Here is a 25558-nt window from a genome sequence, read left to right on the forward strand (position 1 = left end):
CGTCCGGGAGCTCGTGCCCGAGTCCGCGTCTTTCGGGTCAGGCTCGGAGAATCGCCGGTTGCACCTCAACCGAGTCGGCGAGTCCGTTCGCAGCGAGGTAGTGCTCGGCGTCGAGCGCGGCCGCGCAACCGGTGCCGGCGGCCGTGATGGCCTGACGGTAACGCTTGTCGACGAGGTCGCCGCAGGCGAAGACCCCGTCGAGGTTGGTCCGGGTGGAGGGGTGCGCGACTTTCACGTAGCCGTCGTCGTCGAGGTCGATCTGGCCGGTCACGAGTTCGCTGCGCGGGTCGTGTCCGATCGCGATGAAGAGCCCGGTCGCATCGAGTGCGGTGTCGTCGCCGGTCGTGGTGTCGCGGAGTCGGAGGCGCTCGAGCCCGTCCTCGCCTTCGACGGCGATGACTTCCGCGTTCCAGTAGGGGCGGATCTTCGGGTTGGCGAGGGCGCGTTCCTGCATGATGCGGGATCCGCGGAGTGAGTCGCGGCGGTGCACGAGGGTGACGGAGTCGGCGAAGCGGGTGAGGAACATGGCCTCCTCGAGTGCTGAGTCGCCGCCGCCGACGACGGCGATGTCCTTGCCCTTGAAGAAGAATCCGTCGCAGGTGGCGCACCAGGAGATGCCACGACCGGTCAGGCGTTCTTCGCCCTCGATGCCGAGCTTGCGGTACGCCGAGCCCATCGCGAGCACGACGGCATGCGCCCGGTATTCGACGCCGTTGATGGTGCGGATGGTCTTGACCGGTCCGGTCAGCTCGACCTCGGTCGCGTCGTCGTAGACGATGCGGGCGCCGAAGCGTTCGGCCTGTTCGCGCATCTGGTCCATGAGTTCGGGGCCCATGATGCCGGTCGAGAAGCCGGGGTAGTTCTCGACCTCGGTCGTGGTGACCAGGGCGCCGCCGGCTTCCACGGAGCTCGCGAGCACGACCGGCGCGAGCCCTGCGCGGGCGAGGTACACCGCTGCGGTGTAGCCGGAGGGTCCTGAGCCGATGACGACGACGTTCTCGATGGCGGGTTCATGCATGGGGTGCAGCCTCCAGGCTGTGCAGCAGGTGTTCGACCTTGGAACGGATCTGGTCACGGACCCGGCGGACCCCGTCGAGGGTGAGCTCGTCGGGGTCGTCGAGGTGCCAGTCGAGGTACTGCTTGCCCGGGTAGACCGGGCAGGCATCGCCGCAGCCCATCGTGATCACGACGTCCGCGGCACGGACGACGTCATCGGTGAGCGGCTTCGGGAACTCCTGGGCAAGATCGATGCCGGCCTCGGTCATGACCTGGACGACGGATGCTCCGAGGTCGGATGCGGGCTGGGATCCTGCCGACCGAACGTGAACACGGTCGCCGCCGAGTTCGCGGAGGTACGCGGCGGCCATCTGCGACCTACCGGCGTTCTGCACGCACACGAACAGGACCTCGGGCACCGGCTTCGCGATCGCACCCTTGGACTGCGCCAGCGCCATGAGCCGATCCTGCGCGAAGCGAGTGGCGAGGCTGGGCAGGTGGGTGTTGACCGTCGCGGTGCGCGCGAGCGCGGTGTACGACTCGAAGACCACCCGTTCGACGGTCTCTTCGCTGAAGATTCCGTCGAACCGGACGGCAAGGCGTTCACTGGCCCGGTGCAGCACGGAGTCGGGTGTGAGGAGCGGCGGTTGCTCGGTGCGCGTCATGATCCTGACCGTCCGTCGGGCGGATCAGACCGTGGCGTTCGCGGGCAGGAGTTCGCTGATGAGTTCTTCCACGCGGCGGCGGATCTCGTCACGGATCGGGCGCACGGACTCGATGCCCTGGCCGGCCGGGTCCTCGAGCTCCCAGTCCTCGTAGCGCTTGCCGGGGAAGATCGGGCAGGCGTCGCCGCAGCCCATGGTGATCACGACGTCGGATTCCTTCACCGCGTCGACGGTGAGGATCTTCGGGGTGTTGCCGGTGATGTCGATGCCCTCTTCACCCATGGCTTCGACGGCGATCGGATTGATCTGGTCCTTCGGCTCGGACCCTGCCGAGCGGACCTCGACCCGGTCCCCGCCGAGCTCACGCAGGTACCCGGCGGCCATCTGGGAGCGGCCGGCATTGTGGACGCAGACGAACAGGACGGAAGGCTTCTCAGTGCTCATATATAAATCATAGACCGCCATCTATCATTTGGCTACTCGGGTGGGAACCTTCTTCTCCTCTCGCCCTGTCGTTGCGGCCCGAATGGGGAAGAGAAAGCCGACCAGCACGATTCCAAGGACCGCGCCGACGATCTGGGCGCCGACGAACGGGAGGACTGAGGTGGGCGAGATGCCGGCGAAGGTGTCCGAGAAGACGCGGCCGATTGTCACGGCTGGATTCGCGAACGAAGTGGAGCTGGTGAACCAGTACGCCGCGCCGATGTACGCGCCGACCGCAGCCGGGATGATGCGGGTGTTGCCGCTGCGCACGAGCGCGAAGATCACGAGCACGAGTCCGGCGGTCGCGACGAGCTCGGCGAGCAGCGTGGACGGTGTCGCGCGCCCCGTGGTGGCGATGGCGGTGGGCACGTCGAACATCGCGTTCGCGAGCACTGCACCCGCAATAGCGCCGAGCACCTGGGCGGCGACGTAGGGTGCGAGGTCGTGGAGGGCGATTCCGGGGCCGCCGCTCCTGCGGGAGAGCCACCAGTCGGCGAGCGAGACCACGGGGTTGAAGTGCGCACCGGAGAGCGGCGCGAGGACCGAGATCAGAACCGCGAGACCGAGCGTGGTGGCAAGGCTGTTCTCAAGCAACTGCAGGCCGACGTCCTCCGGGGAGAGTGATGATGCGGCGATCCCGGAGCCGACGACGATCGCGACGAGCAGCCCGGTTCCGAGGAACTCGGCGACGAGGCGGCGGGCGAGCGGGGCAGGGCTGGGCTGGGGTGACTCGTCGGTCATCGGTCCTGTCGATCGATCAGAGCGTGGAGAGCAGTTCGCGGATGCGGCGCTCGATGTCATCGCGGATCTCCCGTACCTCGGAGATGGGCTTGCCCACGGGGTCGGGGAGGTCCCAGTCGAGGTAGCGGCGGCCGGGGTAGATCGGGCAGGCGTCGCCGCAGCCCATCGTGATCACGACATCCGCAGCCCGAACGACCTCGTCGGTCAGGGGCTTGGGGTATTCGCCAGCCAGCGGGACGCCGATCTCATCCAGTGCAGTCAGGACGGAGCTGCGCACCACACCGGCGGGATCGGACCCGGCCGTGCGCACGTGCACCCGGTCGCCGGCGAGGTGTCGGAGGATTGCGGAGGCCATCTGCGACCTTCCGGCGTTCTGGACGCAGACGAACAGCACCTCCGGGACCGGGCTCGACGCTGGCGCCACTCGGGCGAGGGCGTCGAGCCGGTCCGCCGCGAACTGCGCCGCGAGCGACGGCAGGCGCCGGCCCGGCGCAGGCCGTTCGGCCAGGAGGTCATAGCTCTCGCGTACGTACCGCTCGACCGTCTCCGGGCTGAAGGTTCCGCGGTACCGCTCGCTGAGATCTCGCACCACCCGCTCCAGCACCGGATCGACCGGCACGGATGGCTCCTGGGCGCGAAGGATCTCAGCCAACCGGTCCGCGTGCTCGTCAGCAAGTGAATACCAAGTGCGACGCCCGTCGGGCTGCCGCTGCACCAGGCCCTCGTCGAGGAGCGCCTTCATGTGGTGACTCACGGTCGGCTGCCGCAATCCGAGTTCCTCGGCGAGCCGGCCGACGAGCGCGCGGCCGTCGGCGGCTTCGAGGATGCTGCGCAGGATGTGGGCCCGCGTCGGGTCGGCGACGAGCCGCAACTCGCGAGCAGAGTCCACCGAAGCATCCATAGACCAAAGTCTATCTAACGATCGTCTGCAGATGCGAGGATGCTCAGATCGGACGCCTACCCATCCTCGGTATCGTCAGCGCGGCGGAGCTCGATCAGGATCGTGTCCCGCCAATTGCCTGCGTGGGGGCCGTAGCCCATGCGTGCGATGCGTTCGCGTCGGCCGACGGTGCGGAAGCCGGCGCGTTCGTGGAGGGTGAGGCTCGCGACGTTCTCGGGGAAGATCGAGGACTGGATCATCCAGTACCCGGCCGCGTTCGCCGCCTCGATGAAGGCGGTGAGCAGCTGCCGCCCGGCGCCGGTTCCCTGCGCGGCGGGGTCGACGTAGATCGAGTGCTCGATCACGCCCCGGTACACCTCACGCGCGGAGACCCGGGATGCCGCGGCCCACCCGATCACGCTGCCACCCGTATCGCAGGCGACCAACCGGGCATCGGGCACCCGGGATTGGTCGAAGGCGTCCCAGCTCGGCGGCTCTGCCTCGAACGTGGCGTTGCCGGTGCCGATACCCGCGGCGTAGATCGCCTGCACGGCCAGCCAGTCCGATGCCTCCATCCGCCGGACGGTCGTCACGAGCAGCAGCTCGAGGCGCCACTCGACGCATCGCTCGTGCCGCACGACGACCCGTCGGGCGCGAGACTCGTCGAGCAGACACCCGTCTCGGGCAGCACGAGCTCGACGTTGCTGGCCGCCTCGATGTCGCCGGCGAGCCAGGCCGTGATCGAGCGGACCTGCTCGTACCCGGTTGCGAGGAGGAAGGTCGGTGCACGGCCGTAGCTCTTCATGCCCGCGAGGAAGAACCCGGGCTCGGGGTGGGTGAGCTCGGCGAATCCGTGCGGCTCGACCGTGCCGCAGGTGTGCACGTTCGGGTCGATGAGCGGTGCGAGGCGCTTGGGTGCCTCGACGATCTCGTCGAGTTCGAGGCGGATCTCGCGGAGCATGTCGAGGTCGGGACGGAAGCCCGTGGCACTGACGACGAGGTCGGTGTCGTGCTCGACGAGCTCGCCTGCGCGGGCGCCGACGAGTCGGACGCCGTCGTCGGTGCGGCCGAGGCGCACGATCTCGAACCGGTCGAGCACGGTGATGCGGCCGGCGGCGACGAGGGCGTCGACGCGGCGGCCGATCGACGCGCGGGCCGCGAGCCCATCGTCGTCGGAGGTGGTGACGCGGACGGCGCTGGCGTTGCGGATCAGCCAGGTGATGCGGGTGTCGGGCTCCTGCTCGGCGAGTTCTGCCAGGGCCAGGAGCGTGTTGGCTGCCGAGTGTCCGGCGCCCACAACGGTGGTGTGCCGGCCGGTGAAGCGGGCCCGTTCGCGGCCGAGGACGTCGGGCAGTGCGTGGCTGACCCGGTCGGCGACGTCGCCGAGGCCCAGCGGGTTCAGGCCGGAGGAGGCGAGGCTGTTCGGGTGCGCGTAGGTGCCCGAGGTATCGATCACGGCGCGCGCGGTGAACTCCTCGACGCCGTCGACGGTGTGCGCGCGGAGCAGGAACGGGGTGGATGCGCGACGCGCGGTGCGGGTGCGGTCCATGCCCTGACGGGTCACCGCTTCGACCTGGACTCCGGTGCGGATGCGACCGGCGATCTCGTCGAGCGCGGCCAGCGGCTCGAGATACCGCTCGACGAGCTCGGTGCCCGTGGGGAGGCTCTCGGGTGCGGGGAGCTGCCATCCGGTCGCTTCGAGCAGGCGACGCGAGGCCGGGTCGACGACGTGCTTCCACGGCGAGAACAGCCGGGTGTGGCCCCACTGCCGAATACTGGAACCGATCTGGTCACCTGCTTCGTAGATCACGAAGTCGATGCCGCGCTCGACGAGATTCGCCGCAGCGGCCAGCCCGACCGGACCCGCGCCGATGATCGCGACGGGCAGGCTGTCGAGAGCGCGCTGCTGCAGACTCGGCACAGTGAGATCGATCAACGTCATGACAGGCGCCTCCTCAGGCATCGATGAACTTCGATATTGAGTGTGCCCACTTCATCGATGTTTGTCAATATTCGGATAGAGTGGTCGACATGTCCACCACGCTGCTGCCCGTGATCCAGCCCGACGCGGCTGTGTGCTGCACGCCGCTGACCAGCGAGGCCATGGACGCCGAGCGTGCAGACACCCTCGCGAAGAAGCTGAAGGCCCTGGCCGACCCGACCCGGCTCCGGCTGGTGTCGATCGTCGCCGCATCCGAAGGCACCGAGGCGTGCGTCTGCGATCTCACCGAACCCGTCGGCCTCAGCCAGCCGACCGTGTCGCACCACCTGAAGATCCTCATGGAGGCCGGCTTCCTGACCCGGAGAAAGCGCGGCACCTGGGCGTACTACAAGCTCGTGCCCGGCGCGCTCGGACAGCTGTCCCAGCTGCTCGACGTCACGGCCTCCCGCTGAGCCCGGCCAGCCGCCGACCGTGTTCAAGTTTCCGCTCGGAGTGCGCCTTGCCGCGCTTTCCATCGGGCAGGTCATCAGCTGGGGCATCCTCTACTACGCGCTGATCATCGCCGCACCTCGATCGCGGAGGAGGCCGGCTGGAGCGTCGCGACCATCACGCTCTGCATCATCGAGCCATCCAGGCGGCGGCAACTGCTCGCTCATGAGCTGAGTGGCACGAGGCTCGGCGAGGAGTGCTCGGGAGCGGCTGGAGGCCGGGAAGGGTTGCCGCATGCAGTGCAGGTGCGGCCAGAGTTTCTCAAGGATCGCTGACGGATCCCAGACCGACTGTGCTCGTCAACGCTGAGGTCGCTTGGATCAGACGATCGTCGGAACGGCGCTCGGCGACGTTCTCGATCAGATGCAACTGCGTCCCATCAGGATCGACAAGGAATCCTGCTCGTTGCCCCCAGATCTGCAACCGCACAGGGTGCAGTCGCGGACGCCCGACGGTCTTCTCGACGACGCCCGCACCCTTGATCTGCCGATACAGCTCATCCACGTCATCGACCCGGACGCTGCACATGAAGGAACTCTCCCCGGGCACGAGTTCAGGAAACAGGAAGAACTCCAACCGAAGCTCCTCGCGGCGGAGAATCAGCCAGCCGTCATCGCGATACGCCAACTCGAAACCGAACCCGCCATAGAACGCGATCGTGCGCTCGAAGTCACGAGACGGCAGATTCGGCACCGCATGATCGGTCATGACGCAAGCCTACGACCGACCACATTTCTCAGACCCTGTCGGTACGGAGTTCGGCGCCGACCATGATGGCCTCGACGATCTCCTGAACCGCGGACTCGTCGGGGAGCCCGCCGAGTTCACCGGCGAAGAGCAGATGCCCGGTGCCGATCAACGTCTGCGCGAGAACAGCAGGTGCGGCGTCGGGACGGATGCGGCCCGCACGTTGCTCGGCAATCAGATAGCGCGTGAAGCCGTCCACCGCTTCGGTGAGTGTCGGGATCCCTTGGCGGGTCTGCTCCTGAAGAAGCGTGTGGAGTTCATCGCGGGAGAGCACGAGTCGAATGATCGCCAACCCGACCGGGTCGAACAGCCGGATGATCCCCGCCTGGAGGTTGCCGACCACGGTTCCCTCTCCCGCCTGACCGACGAGGTCTGCCGATATGGCGTCGACGGCTGCGATCCGTTCCAGAACAAGCGCCGCGAGGAAGTCGGCGAAATCGGCGAAGTGCCGGTGGAGGACGCCTTTTGCGACGCCCGCCTCGTCAGTGACGGTGCGACTGGTCAGGCCCGCCGGCCCGCTACGGCGCAGGATCCGCTCACCGGCCGCCAGAAGCTGGGAGCGTGCATCGCGGAGGTCGACTCCAGTGGGCATGCGAGTTCCGTCCGCTTGAGAATGGGCAACCGCCCCACTTAGAGTGGGCGCATGGTCACTCTATCTACTTCTCCAACCCCTCCGGCGAACGATGCCGCGCACCTCCACCCCGAGATCGCCCAGGGCTTCGGATCGGATGCCGAGAAGTACGACCGCGTGCGGCCGCGGTACCCGGCCGCACTCATCGACGCGATCGCCGAGCAGCTGCCCGGCCACTCGATCCTGGACGTCGGGATCGGCACCGGCATCTCGGCCGAACCGTTCCGCGGCCGCGGGTTCGCGGTGCTCGGTGTCGAGCCCGATCCGAAGATGGCCGCGGTCGCGCGCGCGAAGGGCTTCGCGGTCGAACTCGGACGATTCGAGGACTGGGACCCGGAAGGGCGCACCTTCGACGGCGTCATCGCCGGGCAGACCTGGCATTGGGTCGATCCGGTTGCCGGTGCAGGCAAGGCCGCGAGCGTGCTGCATCCCGGCGGTCGGTTGGCGATCTTCTGGAATGCCGCCGTCCCTTCGCCAGAGGTCGCCGGCGAGTTCGCGAAAGCCTTCGCGTCCCTCGACACCGGGCTCCCATTCAACCCTTGGACCGCCGCACCGCAGGCCGACCCCTACGGCTCGATCATCGACCAGGCGGCCGATGGTCTCCGGGCGACCGGCGCCTTCGGCCCGACGCAACGCCTGGCCGTCGAGTGGCAGGCGACGATCGGCCGCGACGCCTGGCTCGAGCAGGCCTCGACGGCCGGCGGCATCAACCGCCTCCCTCGGGACAAGCTCGACCCACTGCTCAAGGGCATGAGCGACGCGATCGACGCCATCGGCGGGACGCTCGTGATCGACTACACGACGGTCGCAGCGATCACCGAGCGCCTGCCTGGTTGACCCTGCCGACCGCGCGCCTCTGTCCGCCCGCCCCGGTCGCCGCGCTCTGGACCGCGATGTCACAGCGGGCTCAACGCCCGCCCGCAACCGATCGGTCGTCGATCCGGAGAAGATGGGAGCCACATTCGGTTCCATCCGTGGATATGGTGGCCGACGGTTCGGTGCGCGCCTTGCGGCTCGGCGATCAGGCGGCGTCAGAACTCTGATCGAGTCCACGGTTCCCCGACCGCCACGCGTTCCGCTTCCTGGTTCGGTTCAGGGTCGAGGACCTGCGCAACCGTAGGGTCGTCGTGACGGGTCGACCGGGAAAGGTCACGCGAGAATCGACGCTCAGTCGGCGATGCTCCAGTAGGTCGCGATCGCGCCGGGGTGCTGCTCGGTGATCGACCACTCGACCGAGCGGTCCCAGGTCGGATCCGTGTGGCCCGCGTACTCGACGTCGATCGAACCGTCGTCGGCGGTCACCACGGCGGTGACGATGCCGGTGTGGTCGCGGTCGCCCGAGTCGTCCCAGTCGAACTGCACGAGGTCGCCGATCTTCACCTGATCCCGCTGGACGTCGGTGAGCAGCGTCGCCTTCTCGGGGTGCTCCTCGAGGTAGCGCATGAACCCCGTCGAGCTGCGCCAGGCCACCGAGCTCGTGTAGCCGTCGCCCACGGCATACCACCACTCGTCGTCTTCGGTCCACCCGCGGGCGAGCAGCGACTGGCTCGCGAAGGCCATGCAGTCGTTCTCGTCGATGAAGCCGTACTGCTCGCTCTCGGTGTCGCCCCAGTGCTCGTGCACGTACCGCATCTGCGCGGTGACGGCGGGGTCGAGCGAGGCCCAGTCGAGCACGGCGGCCGTCTCGGGGTCGAGCTCGTCGTCGGCGATGTCGACGGTCGTGGTGTCGTCGCCGCGGCTCGCCGGACCCTGTGCGCCCTGGACGGCCGAGGCCCAACCGAGGGCGACGAACCCGCACGTCATGATCACGACCGTCGCGGCGGCGAGCAGCACGAGGGCGCGGCGCCGGCGGAAGGCTCGGCTGCGGGGGACGCGGGCAGGGTTCGACATCGCTTCGACGCTACGTCGCGATCCTGTGCTGCGGCCTTGCGCCACGCGTGAACCCGCCATGTCCGGTTACCGGTTTCCCGCCGGCCGGCGGCGGAGCGGATGACGCACCAGAGCGGATGCCGCAGCCGCAGGTCGTGGCCGCGGCATCCGCTCTCGATCCGGTGCGGAGCACCGCTCAGGTGTTCAGCGCCGCCGTCGGCGAGGTGCGGGCGGCGCGAACGGCGGGCAGCGCGCCGGCGATCGCCCCGACGAGCACGGTGGCCAGCACTCCCGCCGCGAGCACGGCTGGCGGCACCGCCACGAGCCATCCGTTCGCCCCCGCGACGATCGCGGTGATCGCCAGGCCCAGCGCGGTGCCGGCGATGCCGCCGTACAGGGCGAGCAGCATCGCCTCGACGAGGAACTGCGAGCGGATGTGCCCGCGCGTGGCACCGAGCGAGCGTCGCAGGCCGATCTCCTGGCGACGCTCGAGCACCGAGATCACCATCGTGTTCGCCACGCCGATGCCGCCGACGAGCAGGGCGATCGAGCCGACCCCCACGAGCAGGCCGGTGAACGCCTGGTCGATCGTGTTCTTCGCGGCGAGCGCGTCCGACGGGCGGCTGACCTTCACCTCGTTCGGCGACTCGGGGTCGATCGTCGCGGGCAGCAGGTCGCGCACGTCGGCGACCCGGTCGTCGGCCGAACGCTCGTAGACGATCGTCGGCGAGCCGTCGAATCCGAAGAGCGCGGCGGCGATCGGCGCGCCGACGATCGCGACCGTGTCCAGCTCTGGGGCGAGCGGCGAGCGGTCGAGGATGCCCACGACGGTGAACTGCTGACCGCCGATGAGCACCTGGCTGCCGATCGTGACGATGCCGAGGCGCTCGGCGGCCTTGGAGCCGAGGACGACGGCGGGATACTGCTCGGTCGCGTCGTTCAGCCACGCGCCCGACGCGAGCGTCGAGCCGGTGGCCTCGAGCAGCTCGAGGTCGGCGGCGACCGCCGAGAGGCCGCCGGTCGCCCCGGGATCGATGCGCGCGCTGCGGTACACGCCGACGTCGGCGAGCTTCGCCGTCCAGCTCGCGTTCTCGACGCCGTCGATGCGGCGCACGCGATCGACCGCGTCGGCCGGCAGCTGCGTGTCCTCGCCGAAGAAGTCCGACCCTGCCGACGCGGTGAGCAGGTTCGTGCCGAGGGATGCCAGGCGCTCCTTCACGAGCGCCTCGCTCGAGGTCGAGATGCCGACGACGGCGATCATCGCGGCGATGCCGATCGCGATGCCGAGCGCCGAGAGCGCGGCCCGGAGCGGTCGGGCGCGGATCCCGTGGAAGCCGAGCCCGACGAGGTCGCCGGCCCGCAGGCGCGAGCGGATGCCGCTCACGTCGCCGCTCCCACGAGCGATCCGACCGCCGTGGCCGGGCCGGCGCCCGTGGCCGATCCCGCGCCCGAATCGCCGACGATGACGCCGTCGCGGATCGCGACCTGTCGCGGCATCCGCTCGGCGACCTGCGGGTCGTGCGTGATCACGACGACCGTGGTGCCCGCCGCGTTCAGCTCGGCGAGGATCGAGACCACGCCGGCGCCGGAACGCGAGTCGAGGGCGCCGGTCGGCTCGTCGGCGAGGATGAGCGCGGGCTCGCCGACGACGGCCCTGGCGATGGCGACGCGCTGGCGCTCACCGCCCGACAGCTCCTGCGGGCGGTGCCTCGCACGGGCGGCGAGGCCGACCCGCTCGAGCGCGATCGCGGCACGTGCCCGCCGCTCGCGTGCCGGGACGCCCGTGTAGAGCAGGCCGGCGGCCACGTTGTCCAGGGCGCTGACGCCCTCGGCGAGGTGGTACTGCTGGAAGACGAACCCGATCGTGTGCGCGCGCAGCGCCGAGAGCTCGGCATCGCTCATCGCGCCCGTGTCGAGCCCGTCGATGTCGATGCCGCCCGAGCTCGGCCGGTCGAGCGTGCCCATGAGGTTCAGGAGCGTCGACTTGCCCGAGCCGCTCGGCCCCACGATGGCGAGCATCTCGCCACGCTCGACGTGGAGGTCGACCTGCGAGAGGGCGACCGTCGGCGGCGAGCCGTACGAGCGCGTGATCGCCGACATGCTGATCAGCGGCGCGCTCATTCGGGCACCACGACCTCGTCGCCGGCCTCGAGGTCGCCGCCGGTGACCTCGACCAGGCCGTCGGCGAAGGCGCCGAGCTCGACCGGCACGAGCGAGGTCGCACCGTCGGCGAGCACCTCGACCCCGAACCCGCCGCCCGGGCGGGCGAGCAGGGCGATGACGGGCACGAGGAGGGCGTCCTCACGCTTGACGGCGGTCAGCTCGCCGCTCACGGTCACGTCGTCGAGCCCGTCGGCGGATGCCGGGTCGTCGAGCGTGATCGTCACGGGGAGCTTCAACTTCTTGCCGCCCTGGCCGTCGTCCTGCTCGACGGGAGCCCCGACGGCTGCGACGGCGCCCATCGCCGTCGTGCCGCCGGGCAGGCTCAGCTGCACCGGCGTGCCGACCGCGGCGGTCTCCTTCAGGTTCGGGGCGAGGAAGGCGAGCACCTGCTTGACCGTGCCCGAGACCGAGAGGACGGACGCACCCGCGGCATCGCCCACGGCGACCTTCTGCGATGCGACGCGCATCGGCTGCGGCAGGAAGACGATGCGCCCCGGCTCGATCGAACCGGTCTCCTCGAGGCCGAGCGACTCCTGCCAGGCCTCGATCGCGGCGGCGGTGGACTCCGCGAACTCCTCGTCGGGCTCGCGCTCGAAGAAGCCGAGGGCGGCGAGGTTCTGCTCGAGCTGCAGCACGTCGGGGCCGTCGTCCATGCCGTACGCGAAGGCACGCCACATCGGGAGGTCGCCGAGCAGCAGCATGACGGGGCGGTCGTCGACGCGGAACAGCTCCGCGCCGCGATCGAGCACCGTGCCGACGGCGGGCATCGAGGTCACGGTGCCGCCGAGCACGGTGCCGAGGTCGTGCGCCTCGCCGTAGCCGAGCCGCCCGCTCAGGCGGATGCGTTCGGTGAGGTCGCCGCGCGTCACGGTCGACGTCGCGGCATCGACGACGTCGTTCGCGTCATCGGCCGCGGAGGCGGTCGGTCGCGTGGCGACGAAGACCGCCGCGACGATGCCGATCACCGCCACGCAGGCGGCCGCGACGAGCAGGACGGTGCGGGGTCGTCGCGAGGGGCGCGTGGGCGCCGCGACATCCGTCGCCTCCGGCCCCTCCGTTCGCGCGGCCGTCACTGCTGCGACTCCGGCATGTCGGGGAAGCCGGCCTCGTCGCTGCAGGCGTCCATCACCTCGGGATCCATCTCGTCGGCGGGCATCGCCTGAACCGCGATGCCGTTGCCGTCGCCCGAGATCTCGGGGTCGGGGAAGTCGTAGCCCGCCTCGCGCATGCACGCGGCGAAGGCGAGCATCGACTCCTGCATCTCCTCCTGGTCGGGCATGCCCGGCCGCACGGGCGGCTCGCCGACCTCGTCGATGCACTTCTCGTTCGCGGCGTTCATCGCCTCGAGGTCGATCTCGCCGGGGTCGATCTCGAGGGTCTCGCCTTGGCTCTCGCCGCCGCTCACGCTGCCGGTGGCACTGCTGAAGGTCGTCGCCATGTCGACGCCCTCCGCCTTCATGCAGGCCTCGAAGTCGATGGACCAGTCGTCGTAGGCGGCATCCGAGTCACCGGCGGCGAGGTCGGGGCTCTCCGCCGGGCCGGGAGTGCAGGCCGTGAGCGCGGCGAGCAGCACGCCGATGCCGGCGAGCGCGAGGCTCGCTCGGGTGCGGCGGGGGGTGCGTGTTCTCATCAGGGGATCCTTTCGTTCGCGCCGGAACGGGCGCTCGTCCCAGCACACTCACAGCGGGGTCGTAGCGGGGTAAAAGGCAGTCCTGACGATTTCCTTACCCTCCGCCGGGTTCACTGGGGGCGACCGGATGCTGCAGACGAACGGAGACCGAAGATGCGCGTGCTGATCGTGGAGGACGAGCCCTACCTCGCCGAGGCCGTGCGGGCGGGGCTCGCGCTCGAGGCGATCGCCGCCGACGTCGCCGTCGACGGCGAGAGCGCCCTGTTCAACCTCGACGTGAACGACTACGACGTCGTGCTGCTGGACCGCGACCTGCCCGGTGTGCACGGCGACGACGTGTGCCGCACCCTCGCGGCCCGCGAGGAGCGGCCGGCGATCCTCATGCTCACGGCGGCCCGCCGCGTCGGCGACAAGGTCGGCGGACTCGAACTCGGCGCCGACGACTACCTCGCGAAGCCCTTCGAGTTCCCCGAGCTCGTCGCCCGCGTGCGCGCGCTCGGCAGGCGCAGGTTCACGGCCCTGCCGCCGCAGCTCGAGGCGGCGGGGGTGACGCTGGACCCGTTCCGGCGCGAGGTCTTCCGCGACGGACGCTTCGTGCGCCTCAGCCGCAAGGAGTTCTCGGTGCTCGAGGTGCTCATGCGCGCGAACGGCGGGGTGGTCAGCGCCGAGACCCTGCTCGAGAAGGCCTGGGACGAGAACGCGAACCCGTTCACGAACTCGGTGAAGGTCACGATCTCGACGCTGCGGCGCAGGCTCGGCGAACCGTGGATGATCCGCACCGATCCGGGCGCCGGGTATGCGATCGACGTCGCCCGTGGCTGAGGTCGCGGTCGGCCCCGCGGCATCCGCCCCTCGCACGTTCCGGCTGACGGTGCGCGCGCGGCTCGCGCTCACCTACGCGGTGCTGCTCGCGGTGGCGGGCGCCGTGCTGCTCCTGATCATCGCCGTGATCGTGGGCCTCGTGCCGACGTACGAGTTCGCGACGCCGCTGGCCGTCTCCGGGACCACGGCCGACACGCTCTCCGTGCAGTCCGTGCCCGCTGCAGCCCTCCCGACCGAGGCGTTCCCTGAGTACGCGGAGACGACCGACGTGGGCCTGCTCGCCGGGACGACCGGAGCCTCCGCGGTCGTCGTGAGCTCGCGGGCCGACATCGTGCAGCTGCTGCTCTGGGTCTCGGCCGGCGCCCTCGTGCTCCTCGTGGCGGGCGGGGCGTGGGCCGGCTGGTTCGTCGCCGGGCGCATGCTCCGGCCGCTCCAGGCCGTCAACCGGGCCGCCGGCCTGGCGTCGCACGGGCACCTCGACCACCGCATCGCCCTCGGGGGCCCGCGCGACGAGATCACCGACCTCGCCGACACGTTCGACGCGATGCTCGCCGCCCTCGAGCGTTCGGTGAACGCCGACCGGCGGTTCGCCGCGAACGCCTCGCACGAGCTGCGAACACCGCTGGCGACGACCAGGGCGATGCTCGACGTGGCGCTCACCTCACGCGCAACGGCTGACATGGCGCTGCTCGAACGGCTGCGCGAGATGAACGAGCGCAGCATCGACACGGTCGAGGCGTTGCTCGACCTCTCGCAGGTCGACTCGGCCGAGCCCGGACGACGCGCACCGGTCGAGCTCGCGGCGCTCGCCGCATCCGTCGCCGACGAGGCCGGGCCGGAGGCCGACCGGAGCGGCATCCGCGTCAGCACGGCGCTCGGAGGGCTCCGCGTCGACGGCGAGGCGCAGCTGTTGCGCCAGCTCGTCGCCAACCTCGTGCAGAACGCGATCCGCCACAACGTGCCGGGCGGATTCGTGACGGTGACGACGGATGCCGCGAGCTCGACGCTCGTGGTCGAGAACGGCGGTGTCGTGCTCGATGCCTCGGCCGTCGCGACCTTCACCGCGCCGTTCACGCGTGGCGGAGGGCGCACGCGGGACGCGGCCGACCGTGGCCGGGGTCTCGGCCTCTCGATCGTGGCGGCGATCGCCGACCGGCACGACGCGGGCCTCGAGCTCGCTCCGAGGCCCGGCGGCGGCCTGCGCGCCACGGTGCGCTTCCCGCGCTGACGCGCGGCGCCGACGCGGAGCGCCGACGCAGACATGCCGCAGAGCGGATGCCGCGGCCGCAGGTCGTGGCCGCGGCATCCGCTCGCGAGGGGCGCGGTCAGCGCTCGGTGACCGTGCCCGCCTTGATGTGCAGGCGGCGCTCGGCCCGGCGGGCCACGGCGGAGTCGTGCGTGACGACGATGAGCGTCAGTCCACGGTCGCGCCAGAGCCCCTCGAGGATGTCGAGGATCTCGTCGCGGGTCTCCTCGTCGAGGGCGCCCGTCGGTTCGTCGGCGAGCAGCACGTCGGGCTCCTTCACGAGCGCCCGCGCGATGGCGACGCGCTGCTGCTGCCCGCCCGAGAGCTCGCTCGGCAGGTGCCCGGCGCGGTCGGCGAGCCCGACGGAGGCCAGCGCCTCGGTCGCCCGCTTCGCCCGCACCTCGCCCGAGATGCCGAGCGGTTCGAGCGCGGTCTCGACGTTCTCCTGCGCCGTGAGCGTCGGGATCAGGTTGAACCCCTGGAACACGAACCCGATCTCCTTCGCGCGGATCTTCGCGAGCCGGCCGTCCGGCATGTTCGAGATGTCGTCGGCGCCGATGGTGATCGAACCCGAGGTCGGCCGGTCGAGCCCGCCGAGCATCTGCAGCAGGGTCGACTTGCCTCCGCCCGTCGGCCCCTGGATGGCCACGTGCTGGCCGGCGCCGATCTGCAGGTCGACGTTCTTCAGGGCGTGCACGGTGCGGTTGCCCTGCCGGTAGGTCTTCGTGAGTCTCGTGAGCGTGTACATGGTCTCCTCTGTTCCTAGCGCGAGCGGATGTCTCGAGCGGATGTCGCCGGGTCGGGTGTCGCCGGGTCGGGCGTCGCAGGGCCGGTCAACCGACGCTCCGCAGGGCCTCGGCGGGGCGCAGGCGCGAGGCGCGCCATCCGCCGATCGCGCCGGCGAGCAGGCCGCCGAGGATCGCGATGCCGACGGCGATCGCGATGACCGACACCGTGACCGGGGCGTTCAGCACGACCTCGGTCGTGGTCGCCGCGGTCTGCGACATCGGGCCGCCGAAGCCGCGCACGGCCTGGCCGCCGGCCGCATCGCCGCCCGCCGCACCCCCGCCCGGGCCGCCGCCGGCCAGGTCGAAGCCGCCGCCGGACGCGCTGCCCGACAGGGTCGGCGCGATGACGTTGATCACGACGATGCCGACGAGGCCGATCGCGATGCCGAGCGCACCGCCGATGAGGCCCTGCACGAGGGACTCGCCGGCGACCTGGCCGACGATGCGACGGTTCGACCAGCCGATCGCCTTCAGCGTGCCGAACTCGCGCGTGCGCCGGGTGACGCCCGAGATCGTGAACAGGATCGCGATGAGGAACGCGGCGACGAGCACGGCGAGCGAGAGCCAGAGGCCGAGGTTCGACACGAGGTCCGATGCCGTGCTGAGCGAGCCCGAGACGCTGGACGCGAGGTCCTCCTGCGTCGACACGGTCGCGTCGGGCAGCGCGGCCTCGAGGTCGGCCTGCACCTGCGCGATGTCGGTCGACGACGCGGCCTGGACGTAGACGTTCGAGATCATGCCGTCCTCGCCGGAGAGCGCCTGGGCGACGTCGAGCGGGATGTAGACGTTCGCCGCGCTCGCCGAGTCCGCGGCATTCGAGGCGACCGTGCCGACGATCTCGAACTCGGTGCCGCCGAGGTCCAGCGTGTCGCCCACGGCGAGTTCGGCGCTCGTGGCGTAGTCGGCGTCGAGCACGGCGACGTTCTCGCCCCCGTCGTCGGCATCGAGCGTGCGGCCCTCGGCGAGCGTCACGGCAGAGAGCGGGCCGATCGCGTCGGCCGACGGGTCCAGCCCCAGCACGCTGAACGAGTCGACGTCGAACGCGCTGCCGCCCGCGCCGTCGGGGCCGCCCTGCGGGGGAGTCGCCTGCGCGTCGTCGCCCCCGTCGGTGCCCCCGTCGGCGCTCGGACCCGCCTGCGCCGTGCCGTCGCCGTCCTGCCGGAACTGCGGCATCTCGCCGTTGAACGTCGTGTTGGTCAGCGACAGCGTCGCGGATGCCGCGGCCACGTCGTCGACCCCGAGCACGGTGTCGAGCGCGGAGGCGTCGAACGTGCTCGCGCCGAACCCGGCCATGAGGCGGGACTGGCTGATCTCGGTCGTGCCGTCCGTCGTCGTGCCGGCGCCGGCGTCGAACTCGAAGCGGCGGCCGCCGCCCTGACCGGCCTCGCCGTCCTCCGGCGGCGTCGGAGACTGGGTCACGGTGATGTCGGTGCCGACGCCGTAGACGGACTCGAGCACGGAGGCCTGCGCCGCCTTCACCCCGGAGGCCACGGAGTTGACGATGATGACGAGGGCGATCGCGAGCGCCATCCCGATGGCGATGATCGCCGTCTGCCTGCGGCGCCCGGCGAGTTCTCGCCGGAGATACGTGAAGAACATGGACATCCTCGGGTCGGTGGGATTCGATCGGCTCGACGGTAGGCACCGGCGCTATGCGGCGCCTATGCCCTCGCCCATGCCCGCCTATGTGATGCCCGGTCGCCGCAGCGTCGTCGCCGGGGGCCGCCGGGCGCCACCGGGCCGCGCGACCCGCGAGGCCGGCACGCGGCATCCGCTCGAGAAGTTCATAGGAAACGCATAGCGCGGCGCGGATACTGGAGACATGACGACGACCACTCCGCACCGTTCCCCGCAGATCGCCAAGGGCGACGGCTCCATGGTGCGCGTGCTCGTGGTCGACGACGAGCACTCGCTCACCGACCTGCTGAAGATGGCCCTGCGCTACGAGGGCTGGGACGTGCGCACCGCCGCCGACGGCGTCGGCGCCGTCAAGGTCGCCCGCGAGTTCCGGCCCGACGCGATCGTGCTCGACATCATGCTCCCCGACATCGACGGCCTCGAGGTGCTGCAGCGCGTGCGCGCCGACGGCACCGAGACGCCCGTGCTCTTCCTCACCGCGAAGGACTCGCTCGACGACCGCATCGCCGGGCTCACCGCCGGCGGCGACGACTACGTCACCAAGCCGTTCAGCCTCGAGGAGGTCGTCGCGCGACTGCGCGGACTCATCCGCCGCTCCTCGATCACGCTCGCGAACCAGAAGGACCCCGTGCTCGCCGTCGGCGACCTCACGCTCGACGAGGACAGCTACGAGGTCGAGCGCGGCGGCACGCCCGTCGAGCTGACGGCGACGGAGTTCGAGCTGCTGCGCTACCTCATGCGCAACCCGCGCCGCGTGCTCAGCAAGGCGCAGATCCTCGACCGCGTGTGGTCCTACGACTTCGGCGGCAAGGAGTCGGTCGTCGAGCTCTACATCTCGTACCTGCGCAAGAAGATCGACGCCGGTCGCGAGCCCATGATCCACACGGTGCGCGGCGCCGGCTACATGATCAAGGCCGTCGGATGACCCGACCGGGCGATCCCGGTCACGCGGCCGCCGCCCGGGTCGCCGCCGTGCACACCGGTGCGGCCGCCGTCCTCAGCGGCCCGGATGCCTCGACCGACGCCCCCGCCGATGGGTCCGGCCGCCGTCGTGGCCGACCATGGACGCTGCACCGGCGCCTGCTCGTCATCGTCGCCGCGCTGCTCGTCGCGGTGAGCGCGACGGTCGGCCTCGTGACCGTCGCCGTCTTCCACAGCGCCTCGATGGACCGGCTCGACGGCAACCTCGACGACGCGATCTCGCGCACGAACCTGCGCGCCTCCACTCCCGGGTTCCCCGGCGATCCCACCGAGGGGCCGAGCATCCTGCTCGACATCCCCGGCCAGCAGGCCGGGACCCTCGCCGCACTCGTGCAGTCCGACGGCACCGTGACGGCCCGGTACATCGCCGACCGCGGCAACCTGATCGAGCTGCCGGCAGACCTCGCCGAACTCCTCGGCACGGTCCCCGCCGACGACCAGCCGCATTCGATCTCGGTCGGCCGGCTCGGCGAGTACCGGGCGCAGGCGGTGGAGCTTCCCGAATGGAACGGCCTCAAGGTCGTGCTCGCGCTGCCGCTCGCCGAGGTGACGGCCACGACGACCCAGCTCGCCCTCACGATCTCGATCGTCGCGGTCATCGGCCTCGTGCTCGCCCTCATCGTGGGCTCGCTCGTCGTGCGGCGTGCGCTCAGCCCGCTCGCGGCCGTCACCGAGACCGCCCAGCGGGTCTCGGAGCTGCCGCTCGAGCGCGGCGACGTCGCGCTCGCCGAACGCGTGCCCGTCGACGACGAGCGCACCGAGGTCGGCCGGCTCGGCACCGCGTTCAACCGCATGCTCGGGCACGTGGCATCCGCCCTGACCGCCCGTGAGCACAGCGAACGCAAGGTGCGCCGGTTCGTCGCCGACGCCTCGCACGAGCTGCGCACGCCCCTCGCCTCGATCCGCGGATACGCCGAGCTCACCCGCCTGCACGGCGGCGACCTGCCGCCCGACGTCACGCACGCGATCTCGCGCATCGAGTCCGAGTCGGTGCGCATGACCGAACTCGTCGAAGACCTCCTGCTGCTCGCGAGGCTCGACGAGGGCCGCGAGCTCGCCGCGCTGCCCGTCGACCTCGAACGCATGCTCGGCGAGGCCGTCGGCGACGCGCAGGCGGCGGGTCACGGTCACGACTGGGAGGTGCGGGCGACGGATGCCGCGACCGACGTCGTCGGCGACGAGCCGCGCCTGCGCCAGGTCGTCACGAACCTGCTCGCCAATGCCCGCGTGCACACGCCCGAGGGCACCCACGTCGTCGCCTCGCTCGAACGCGACGGCGACGAGGTCGTGCTGCGCGTCGCCGACGACGGACCCGGCATCCCGCCCGAGCTCCTCGGCTCGCTGTTCGAGCGCTTCGCGCGCGGCGACTCGTCACGCTCGCGCCGCGCCGGCAGCACGGGCCTCGGGCTCGCGATCGTGCGCGCCGTCGTCGAGGCGCACCACGGCGAGGTCGAGGTGGCGAGCGAGCCCGGCTCGACCGTGTTCACCGTGCGCCTGCCCGCAGCGCCCTGACGGCCCTCTCGTCGCCCCGTGCTGATCGGGCCGCCCCGCGAGCGGGCGCACGGCCCGACGAGCCGATGCCCGACGAGCCGACACCCGCGTCCTCCGACGCGTAGAATCGGGAGTCGGGCAGACACCCGCTGCCCGGTGCCCACGTCGACCGAGCGAGTCCCATGAGCGTCCCCCAGCTCGTCAACCATGTTGCGCAGATCGTCGGGCGCCCGGCTCTGCTCGAAGACGGTCGGCGTCGCATGGTCGCCTACAGCCCGCAGCACGGTGTCATCGACGAGGTCCGGCGCAACTCGATCCTGCGCCACCTGGCCGATCCCGATGTGCGGTCGTGGCTGGACCGCACCGGGGTCTATCGCGCCGAGCGCGCGGTGCACGTGCCGGGCAACCACGCGCTCGGCATGCTGCCCCGTCTCGTCGTGCCGATCCGGCGCGCCGACGCCTCCATGGGGCACCTCTGGTTCATCGAGGCGCCCGATTCGATCGACGACGAGTCAGTCGCGAGGGCCGACGAGTTCGCCGAACGCATCGCCGAGGAATGGGCGAGGGTGAAGCAGCTCCTGGAGCTCAAGGCCTCCCGAGCGGGCGACCACACCCGCCGGCTCCTGCTCGGCACCGAGAAGCACCGGTTCCGCGCGGCCGAGAGCATCGTCGGCGACGGGGGATTCCTCGCCGACGACGGCGTGCGTGCCTTCGTCGTGCGCTCGAGTCCTGGGCCGGTGGCGCCGGACCCCATGCAGCTGCGCGACGCACTCGAACGCATGGCACGGCATTCGGCCAAGGCCCTCGGGTTCAAGAGCGGACTCGCGCTCGTGCGCAAGGACCACCTCGTGCTCGTGGCGCCGGCCGGCGGCCCGGTGCGCTCGGCCGGGGTCGCCGCCGCCGCACTGGGCCTGTTCGAGGAGGCGAGCACCTCCATCGGCCGGCTTCCCGGCGTGCTCCGCATCGACGTGGGCGTCGGCGGTCCGGGAGCCGCGCTCCACGAGGCCCGTGCCAGCTACGGCCAGGCGCGACGAGCGGTGCAGATCGCGGGCGCCTTCGAGCTCGACCCCGGGGTGCAGCGCTGGGACGAACTGCGTGCGTACCGCGGCCTGCACGCGGCCGCGGCCCGCGGGCTGCGCGCCGCGGACTTCCGAGTGGACCTGGATCGCCTGCGCGAGGAGCGCGACGGTGCGGTACTGGTCGAGACGCTCGAGGTCTATCTGCGGGTGGGCGGGCGCGCCCAGGAGGCCGCCGCGCTGCTCAGCGTGCACCGAAGCTCCCTCTATCACCGACTCGCCAGGGTCGAGCGCATCCTCGACCTCGATCTCCAAGACGGCGTGCAACGGCTCGGCCTGCATCTCGGCATCCTGCTCGCCAAGCTCGACGGCCCGCCGCCGACCGCGCTCGAACGCTGAGGCGGCGTTCGACGAACGTCGCATCGGGGCGATCAACGATGCGACAACGGCGCGATGCGCGTGTTCACAGGCTCTTCATAGGCTGTGACCATCACCGCGGCGAGGTCTGCTCGTCGCAGACCGGGAGGCGCAGATGGCGGTCAGGCGACGGTTCGCAGCCAGACACGCAGGGGCTCTCCTCTCGCTCGGGATCGCACTCGTGGCACTCGGGCCGACCCTCGATGCCGGGGCGGCGTTCGCCGAGGAGCCGGCGACCGACGACGTCCAGATCACCTGGGCGGTGCAGCCCTCCTCGGCCGACGGGCCCGACGGCCGGGATGCGCTGGCGTACTCCCTCGCGCCCGGGGAGACGACCACCGACTACGTCGGCGTCTCCAACCTCGGCGCCGAACCGGTGACCGTGCGCGTCTACGCGATGGACGCGCTGATGACGGCCGACGGTGCGTTCTCCCTCCCGCCGGCGGGCACCGCCTCCGAGGACGTCGGAGCCTGGGTCGGCATCGACGGCGACGGGGTCTTCACGATCGAGCCGGGCACCCGTGCCGACATCCCGTTCCGCCTCACCCTGCCGCCGAACGCCGAACCGGGTGATCACGCCGGAGGCATCGTCGCCTCCCTCGCCGAGCTCTCTCCGGCGAGCGAGGGCGGTCAACAGGTCGCCGTCGACCGCCGCGTCGGCGTGCGGGTCTACGTCGACGTGCCCGGCGAAGCGGCACCCGAACTCGTGGTCTCCGATGTCGAGGTCGACTACCGAGGCGGGCTGGGGCTGACGGGCGCGCCGGCGGTCGTGAGCTACACCGTCTCCAATCCGGGCAACCAGCGCCTCGGCGGCGATGTGCGAGTCGACATGTCGGGGCCGTTCGGCTGGGCGCTCGGCGCCGCCGAGCCGCAGGCGCTGCCCGAACTCCTTCCCGGCGGCGAGGTGCGACTCACGCAGGAGTTCGCGGACGTGCCGCCCGCCATGCTGCTGACCGGCTCCGTCGACGTCGAGCCGCGCCAGCGCGAGGGCCGCGAAGGCGACGTCGCGGGCATCCACCAGGCCACCGGATCGGCGTGGGCCGTTCCGTGGTTGCTCGTCGCCGCGCTCCTCGTGGTCGTCGCCGTCATCGTGCTCCTCGTGCGTCGCGGACGCCGCCTGCGCCGCCGCCTGCGCGACGCCGAGGCGGCCGTCGCCGCCGCGAATCGTGCCGACGAGGCATGCGCGAGCCCGAGTGAGCCCGTCGCAGACGCAGACGGGCCTCGCACCGGTGGCGATCCCGACGGCACCGAACCGACGGGAAGCCCTGGGCGGGAGCAACCCGCGACCGTCGGAACGAGCTGACCGCTCGGCCGACCGCTGCGCGACCCCGAACCACGCGATCTCCCGATTCTCCCCGCCCGCGTCGCATCCTGCCTCGGGCGATGATCTGACGGCTCGAGGATGCTTCGCCATGCGTCCGCACCGTCCGGAGCCCCAGAAGCACCGAACCGGAAGGAAAGAGAATGGCAGCATCTCGAATGCGCGCGCACCGCCGCGCTCGACGCGCCGCTGCGGCGTTCGTCGTACCACTGATGGCGGTCTCGTTGGCCGTCGTCGCGAGCGCCCCCGCACACGCAGCCGACGAGGTCGGCAGTTCGACGCTCGTGCCCATGCAGGTCACCGGCGATCCGCAGGAGCGCTTCTCGCTCGTCATCCTCGGCGACGGCTACACGGCCGCCGAGCAGGACAAGTTCTACGAGCAGGTCGAGACCCACCTCGAGACCATGTGGAGCATCGAGCCCTACAAGAGCTATCGCAACAACTTCAACGTCTACGCGATCGGCATCGTCTCGGGCGAATCCGGCGTGAGCTGCGACCGCACCCTCGACGCGCCACGACGCAACACCCCCCTGAAGATGGCCTTCTGGGGCGGATGCAATGCGAACAGCGTCGAGCGACTGCTCACCGTCGACAACACCCTCGCCCGCCAGTTCGCGAGCAAGGCGCCCAAGGTCGACCAGATCCTCGCGCTCGCCAACAGCGACACGTACGGCGGCGCCGGCGGCAGCTACGCGACGGCGAGCGGCGGCAACGCGCTCTCGGCACTCATCTCGCCCCACGAGATCGGGCACTCGCTCGGCTCGCTCCAGGATGAGTACGACTACTACACCCGAGGCGTCACGACCGGCGACTACACCGGTGGCGAGCCGAGCTCGAAGCACCACACGATCATGACGGCCGAGCAGATGGCGGCGACCAAGACGAAGTGGTGGCGCTGGCTCGGGGAGCCGAGCGAGTCCGGCGGGACCATCGGCACGTACGAGGGCGGCCAGTACTACTCGACCGGCATCTTCCGACCGAGCCGCCACTCGATGATGAAGACGCTCGGGTACCAGTACGACCAGGTCGGCCGCGAGATCGTGACCGAGCGCGTGGCATCGCGGGCACCCCTCGTGCCGGACTCGACGCCGACGACGGCCCCCGTCGCGGCCGACCAGGTGCTCTGGCTCGAGACGGCCCACCCGGTCTCCCACGAGGTCGACGTGACCTGGGCGATCAACGATGCCGAGATCGCCAACCCCGGCAACCTGCGCACGCTCGATCTGGCCGCACAGGGTGCGAAGCCGGGGGACACGGTCACCGCGACCGTCGTCGACAACACCGAGTTCGTCCGCGATCCTGCGCTCCGGGCCAAGCCGTCGATGACGCACGTGCGCAGCTGGACGGTGGGCGACGCCACGGCCGGCACGGCCGACGTCGCCCCCGCGGTGACCGAGTCGAGCCCGACCGACCGCGCGGCCGGCGCCGACGACGTGCTCTACGTCAACACCACCCATCGGGCCGACCGCGAGTTCGCCGTGACGTGGACCGTCGACGGCCGGCCGGTCGCCGACCCCTACGGCAAGGCCGCGCTGGATCTCGGCCGGCTCGACCTGGCCGCCGGCTCGCACACCGTCGAGGCGAGGGTCTCCGATCCCGGCGATGCGGCCGTGCCCGCCGCGACGGTCAGCTGGGACGTCGATAACGCCGGGCCGACCGTCGAGGCGACCGTCTCGGCCCCGGTCTCGACGAGCGTCGGCGCGAACGGCGAGCCGCACTACCTGGTCAACGAGTCGTTCACGATGAAGCTCGAGGCGTCCGACGACCGCGACGGCGCGCTCGTGAGCGAGTTCCGGCTCGACGGCGACGGCTGGCACAACTACTACGGCTGGCCCACCGATCCCGAAGCGCCGTTCCTGTTCACGCCGACGGGCACGAACATCGACGACCTCGTCTACGGCAACCTCGGCCCGCAGGGCATGTCGCTCTCGCCGTTCGTCGAGCGCGAGCCGGGCTACGGCACGCACCGCGTGGAGTACCGGGCGACGGATGCCGCGGGCAACATCGGTCCCGTCGAGGCGTTCACCGTCACCGTGCTCGGCGGCGACGACGCCGATCCGCGGCAGATCATCACGGCGCCCGTCGAGGTCGCCGGCGGCCTGACGCTGCAGGCACCGGATGCCGAGGGCGTCGAACTCGAGCGCGTCGTGCTCTCGGGCGTCGACGACGAGACATCCGGGATCCTCGCGCCCTTCGGCGTCGTCGATGCGCGCGGCACCGCCCCTGGCTGGGACCTCACCGGGCAGGTCTCGGATCTGACGAGTGGATCCGGCTCGATCCTCGCCGACAACCTGGGTTGGGAACCGAACGCGGAATCGGTCACCGGTTCGCTGCCGACGACGCCGGGGCAGGCGCCGAAGGTGACGCCCGGGTCGCCCGAGGAGCCGGGCACCGGTCTCGGCTCGCCGGCGAGCCTGTGCTCGGCGCCGTCCGGCCACAGCGCAGGTGCGTTCTCGTGCGGCGGCGGGCTCCGGCTCGGCGTGCCCGGGTCGACGCCGGCCGGCCTCTACGCCGGAGTGCTGACGCTCACCCTCATCTGATCCGATCCGCGAACCGAGTCATCGGACGCGCGGCGTGTGCGGCGGCGCGAGTCGCCGCACAC

The 25558-nt window shown here is 71.1% G+C and carries 25 protein-coding genes; 9 read left to right on the top strand and 16 right to left on the bottom strand.

Features of this window, described 5'->3' with window-relative positions:
- Nucleotides 1–37 precede the first annotated feature (37 nt).
- The 7 genes from trxB to AC3IPY_RS03295 form a co-directional block, all read right to left on the bottom strand.
- Nucleotides 38–1018, bottom strand: coding sequence for a thioredoxin-disulfide reductase (trxB, locus tag AC3IPY_RS03265; RefSeq protein WP_489186649.1), 981 nt, complete (start codon nt 1016–1018; stop codon nt 38–40).
- Nucleotides 1011–1661 carry an arsenate reductase ArsC gene (locus AC3IPY_RS03270; RefSeq protein WP_489186651.1) on the bottom strand — a complete coding sequence of 217 codons (651 nt, stop codon included), beginning with the start codon at nt 1659–1661 and terminating at the stop codon, nt 1011–1013. The genes trxB and AC3IPY_RS03270 overlap by 8 nt, the downstream gene beginning before the upstream one ends.
- A 24-nt stretch (nt 1662–1685) precedes the next feature.
- Nucleotides 1686–2126, bottom strand: a complete 441-nt coding sequence (locus tag AC3IPY_RS03275) for an arsenate reductase ArsC (RefSeq protein ID WP_489186653.1) — start codon at nt 2124–2126, stop codon at nt 1686–1688.
- A gap of 3 nt (nt 2127–2129) precedes the next feature.
- Nucleotides 2130–2885, bottom strand: a complete 756-nt coding sequence (locus tag AC3IPY_RS03280) for an MIP/aquaporin family protein (RefSeq protein ID WP_489186655.1) — start codon at nt 2883–2885, stop codon at nt 2130–2132.
- Nucleotides 2886–2901: 16 nt separating this feature from the next.
- A complete protein-coding gene (locus tag AC3IPY_RS03285) occupies nt 2902–3756 on the bottom strand; it encodes a metalloregulator ArsR/SmtB family transcription factor (protein ID WP_489186657.1) in 855 nt (284 codons plus the stop codon).
- Between the two features lie 86 nt (nt 3757–3842).
- A complete protein-coding gene (locus AC3IPY_RS03290) occupies nt 3843–4340 on the bottom strand; it encodes a GNAT family N-acetyltransferase (protein ID WP_489188427.1) in 498 nt (165 codons plus the stop codon).
- A gap of 14 nt (nt 4341–4354) precedes the next feature.
- Nucleotides 4355–5707 carry an NAD(P)-binding domain-containing protein gene (locus tag AC3IPY_RS03295; protein WP_489186659.1) on the bottom strand — a complete coding sequence of 451 codons (1353 nt, stop codon included), beginning with the start codon at nt 5705–5707 and terminating at the stop codon, nt 4355–4357.
- A gap of 89 nt (nt 5708–5796) precedes the next feature.
- On the opposite strand from AC3IPY_RS03295, the gene AC3IPY_RS03300 reads away from it, so the two are divergent.
- On the top strand, nt 5797–6159 hold the full coding sequence (locus AC3IPY_RS03300) for a metalloregulator ArsR/SmtB family transcription factor (RefSeq protein ID WP_489186661.1): 363 nt from the start codon (nt 5797–5799) through the stop codon (nt 6157–6159).
- Between the two features lie 298 nt (nt 6160–6457).
- Here AC3IPY_RS03300 and AC3IPY_RS03305 read toward each other — a convergent pair whose 3' ends face one another.
- Both AC3IPY_RS03305 and AC3IPY_RS03310 read right to left on the bottom strand, forming a co-directional pair.
- Nucleotides 6458–6904 carry a bleomycin resistance protein gene (locus AC3IPY_RS03305; RefSeq protein WP_489186662.1) on the bottom strand — a complete coding sequence of 149 codons (447 nt, stop codon included), beginning with the start codon at nt 6902–6904 and terminating at the stop codon, nt 6458–6460.
- 28 nt (nt 6905–6932) lie between these two features.
- Nucleotides 6933–7535: a TetR/AcrR family transcriptional regulator gene (locus tag AC3IPY_RS03310; protein ID WP_489186664.1), complete on the bottom strand. Its 603-nt coding sequence runs from the start codon at nt 7533–7535 to the stop codon at nt 6933–6935.
- 51 nt (nt 7536–7586) lie between these two features.
- On the opposite strand from AC3IPY_RS03310, the gene AC3IPY_RS03315 reads away from it, so the two are divergent.
- Nucleotides 7587–8411, top strand: a complete 825-nt coding sequence (locus tag AC3IPY_RS03315; RefSeq protein WP_489186665.1) for a class I SAM-dependent methyltransferase — start codon at nt 7587–7589, stop codon at nt 8409–8411.
- A 330-nt stretch (nt 8412–8741) separates the two neighbouring features.
- Here AC3IPY_RS03315 and AC3IPY_RS03320 read toward each other — a convergent pair whose 3' ends face one another.
- The 5 genes from AC3IPY_RS03320 to AC3IPY_RS03340 all read right to left on the bottom strand — a co-directional run bounded on the left by AC3IPY_RS03320 (nt 8742) and on the right by AC3IPY_RS03340 (nt 13236).
- The gene (locus AC3IPY_RS03320) at nt 8742–9464 is read right to left on the bottom strand and encodes an amidase domain-containing protein (protein WP_489186666.1); all 723 of its coding nucleotides are present in this window, start codon (nt 9462–9464) and stop codon (nt 8742–8744) included.
- Nucleotides 9465–9639: 175 nt separating this feature from the next.
- A complete protein-coding gene (locus tag AC3IPY_RS03325; RefSeq protein WP_489186667.1) occupies nt 9640–10827 on the bottom strand; it encodes an ABC transporter permease in 1188 nt (395 codons plus the stop codon).
- Nucleotides 10824–11564, bottom strand: a complete 741-nt coding sequence (locus AC3IPY_RS03330; protein ID WP_489186668.1) for an ABC transporter ATP-binding protein — start codon at nt 11562–11564, stop codon at nt 10824–10826. The genes AC3IPY_RS03325 and AC3IPY_RS03330 overlap by 4 nt, the downstream gene beginning before the upstream one ends.
- Nucleotides 11561–12679 carry a peptidoglycan-binding protein gene (locus AC3IPY_RS03335; RefSeq protein WP_489186670.1) on the bottom strand — a complete coding sequence of 373 codons (1119 nt, stop codon included), beginning with the start codon at nt 12677–12679 and terminating at the stop codon, nt 11561–11563. Before AC3IPY_RS03335 ends, AC3IPY_RS03330 begins: the two co-directional genes overlap by 4 nt.
- Entirely contained in the window at nt 12676–13236 is a 561-nt protein-coding gene (locus AC3IPY_RS03340) for a hypothetical protein (protein ID WP_489186671.1), read from the bottom strand. The genes AC3IPY_RS03335 and AC3IPY_RS03340 overlap by 4 nt, the downstream gene beginning before the upstream one ends.
- Nucleotides 13237–13389: 153 nt before the next feature.
- Here AC3IPY_RS03340 and AC3IPY_RS03345 point away from each other — a divergent pair, with 153 nt between their 5' ends.
- Entirely contained in the window at nt 13390–14058 is a 669-nt protein-coding gene (locus tag AC3IPY_RS03345) for a response regulator transcription factor (protein ID WP_489186672.1), read from the top strand.
- On the top strand, nt 14051–15286 hold the full coding sequence (locus AC3IPY_RS03350; protein WP_489186673.1) for a sensor histidine kinase: 1236 nt from the start codon (nt 14051–14053) through the stop codon (nt 15284–15286). The genes AC3IPY_RS03345 and AC3IPY_RS03350 overlap by 8 nt, the downstream gene beginning before the upstream one ends.
- A gap of 97 nt (nt 15287–15383) precedes the next feature.
- Here the strand turns inward: AC3IPY_RS03350 and AC3IPY_RS03355 are convergent, their stop codons facing one another.
- Nucleotides 15384–16052, bottom strand: coding sequence for an ABC transporter ATP-binding protein (locus tag AC3IPY_RS03355; protein WP_489186675.1), 669 nt, complete (start codon nt 16050–16052; stop codon nt 15384–15386).
- Between the two features lie 85 nt (nt 16053–16137).
- Entirely contained in the window at nt 16138–17691 is a 1554-nt protein-coding gene (locus AC3IPY_RS03360; RefSeq protein WP_489186677.1) for an ABC transporter permease, read from the bottom strand.
- A gap of 223 nt (nt 17692–17914) precedes the next feature.
- Here AC3IPY_RS03360 and AC3IPY_RS03365 point away from each other — a divergent pair, with 223 nt between their 5' ends.
- The 5 genes from AC3IPY_RS03365 (at nt 17915) to AC3IPY_RS03385 (ending at nt 25496) form a co-directional block, all read left to right on the top strand.
- Nucleotides 17915–18655: a response regulator transcription factor gene (locus AC3IPY_RS03365; protein WP_489186679.1), complete on the top strand. Its 741-nt coding sequence runs from the start codon at nt 17915–17917 to the stop codon at nt 18653–18655.
- Complete coding sequence (locus tag AC3IPY_RS03370) at nt 18652–20223, top strand: sensor histidine kinase (protein ID WP_489186681.1); 1572 nt, start codon at nt 18652–18654, stop codon at nt 20221–20223. Before AC3IPY_RS03365 ends, AC3IPY_RS03370 begins: the two co-directional genes overlap by 4 nt.
- A gap of 161 nt (nt 20224–20384) precedes the next feature.
- Nucleotides 20385–21617 carry a PucR family transcriptional regulator gene (locus AC3IPY_RS03375; RefSeq protein ID WP_489186682.1) on the top strand — a complete coding sequence of 411 codons (1233 nt, stop codon included), beginning with the start codon at nt 20385–20387 and terminating at the stop codon, nt 21615–21617.
- A gap of 199 nt (nt 21618–21816) precedes the next feature.
- A complete protein-coding gene (locus tag AC3IPY_RS03380; protein WP_489186684.1) occupies nt 21817–22938 on the top strand; it encodes a COG1470 family protein in 1122 nt (373 codons plus the stop codon).
- A 161-nt stretch (nt 22939–23099) separates the two neighbouring features.
- On the top strand, nt 23100–25496 hold the full coding sequence (locus AC3IPY_RS03385; RefSeq protein WP_489186686.1) for a M64 family metallopeptidase: 2397 nt from the start codon (nt 23100–23102) through the stop codon (nt 25494–25496).
- The last annotated feature ends 62 nt before the right edge of the window (nt 25497–25558 follow it).

Source organism: Agromyces sp. GL_144 (genome assembly GCF_057834305.1).

Bases quoted from the DNA above. Each gene is read 5' to 3' on its own strand.
- trxB (WP_489186649.1), bottom strand. From the start codon at position 1,018: ATGCATGAACCCGCCATCGAGAACGTCGTCGTCATCGGCTCAGGACCC.
- AC3IPY_RS03270 (WP_489186651.1), bottom strand. From the start codon at position 1,661: ATGACGCGCACCGAGCAACCGCCGCTCCTCACACCCGACTCCGTGCTG.
- AC3IPY_RS03275 (WP_489186653.1), bottom strand. From the start codon at position 2,126: ATGGCGGTCTATGATTTATATATGAGCACTGAGAAGCCTTCCGTCCTG.
- AC3IPY_RS03280 (WP_489186655.1), bottom strand. From the start codon at position 2,885: ATGACCGACGAGTCACCCCAGCCCAGCCCTGCCCCGCTCGCCCGCCGC.
- AC3IPY_RS03290 (WP_489188427.1), bottom strand. From the start codon at position 4,340: ATGGAGGCATCGGACTGGCTGGCCGTGCAGGCGATCTACGCCGCGGGT.
- AC3IPY_RS03295 (WP_489186659.1), bottom strand. From the start codon at position 5,707: ATGACGTTGATCGATCTCACTGTGCCGAGTCTGCAGCAGCGCGCTCTC.
- AC3IPY_RS03300 (WP_489186661.1), top strand. From the start codon at position 5,797: ATGTCCACCACGCTGCTGCCCGTGATCCAGCCCGACGCGGCTGTGTGC.
- AC3IPY_RS03305 (WP_489186662.1), bottom strand. From the start codon at position 6,904: ATGACCGATCATGCGGTGCCGAATCTGCCGTCTCGTGACTTCGAGCGC.
- AC3IPY_RS03310 (WP_489186664.1), bottom strand. From the start codon at position 7,535: ATGCCCACTGGAGTCGACCTCCGCGATGCACGCTCCCAGCTTCTGGCG.
- AC3IPY_RS03315 (WP_489186665.1), top strand. From the start codon at position 7,587: ATGGTCACTCTATCTACTTCTCCAACCCCTCCGGCGAACGATGCCGCG.
- AC3IPY_RS03320 (WP_489186666.1), bottom strand. From the start codon at position 9,464: ATGTCGAACCCTGCCCGCGTCCCCCGCAGCCGAGCCTTCCGCCGGCGC.
- AC3IPY_RS03330 (WP_489186668.1), bottom strand. From the start codon at position 11,564: ATGAGCGCGCCGCTGATCAGCATGTCGGCGATCACGCGCTCGTACGGC.
- AC3IPY_RS03340 (WP_489186671.1), bottom strand. From the start codon at position 13,236: ATGAGAACACGCACCCCCCGCCGCACCCGAGCGAGCCTCGCGCTCGCC.
- AC3IPY_RS03345 (WP_489186672.1), top strand. From the start codon at position 13,390: ATGCGCGTGCTGATCGTGGAGGACGAGCCCTACCTCGCCGAGGCCGTG.
- AC3IPY_RS03355 (WP_489186675.1), bottom strand. From the start codon at position 16,052: ATGTACACGCTCACGAGACTCACGAAGACCTACCGGCAGGGCAACCGC.
- AC3IPY_RS03360 (WP_489186677.1), bottom strand. From the start codon at position 17,691: ATGTTCTTCACGTATCTCCGGCGAGAACTCGCCGGGCGCCGCAGGCAG.
- AC3IPY_RS03365 (WP_489186679.1), top strand. From the start codon at position 17,915: ATGACGACGACCACTCCGCACCGTTCCCCGCAGATCGCCAAGGGCGAC.
- AC3IPY_RS03370 (WP_489186681.1), top strand. From the start codon at position 18,652: ATGACCCGACCGGGCGATCCCGGTCACGCGGCCGCCGCCCGGGTCGCC.
- AC3IPY_RS03375 (WP_489186682.1), top strand. From the start codon at position 20,385: ATGAGCGTCCCCCAGCTCGTCAACCATGTTGCGCAGATCGTCGGGCGC.
- AC3IPY_RS03385 (WP_489186686.1), top strand. From the start codon at position 23,100: ATGGCAGCATCTCGAATGCGCGCGCACCGCCGCGCTCGACGCGCCGCT.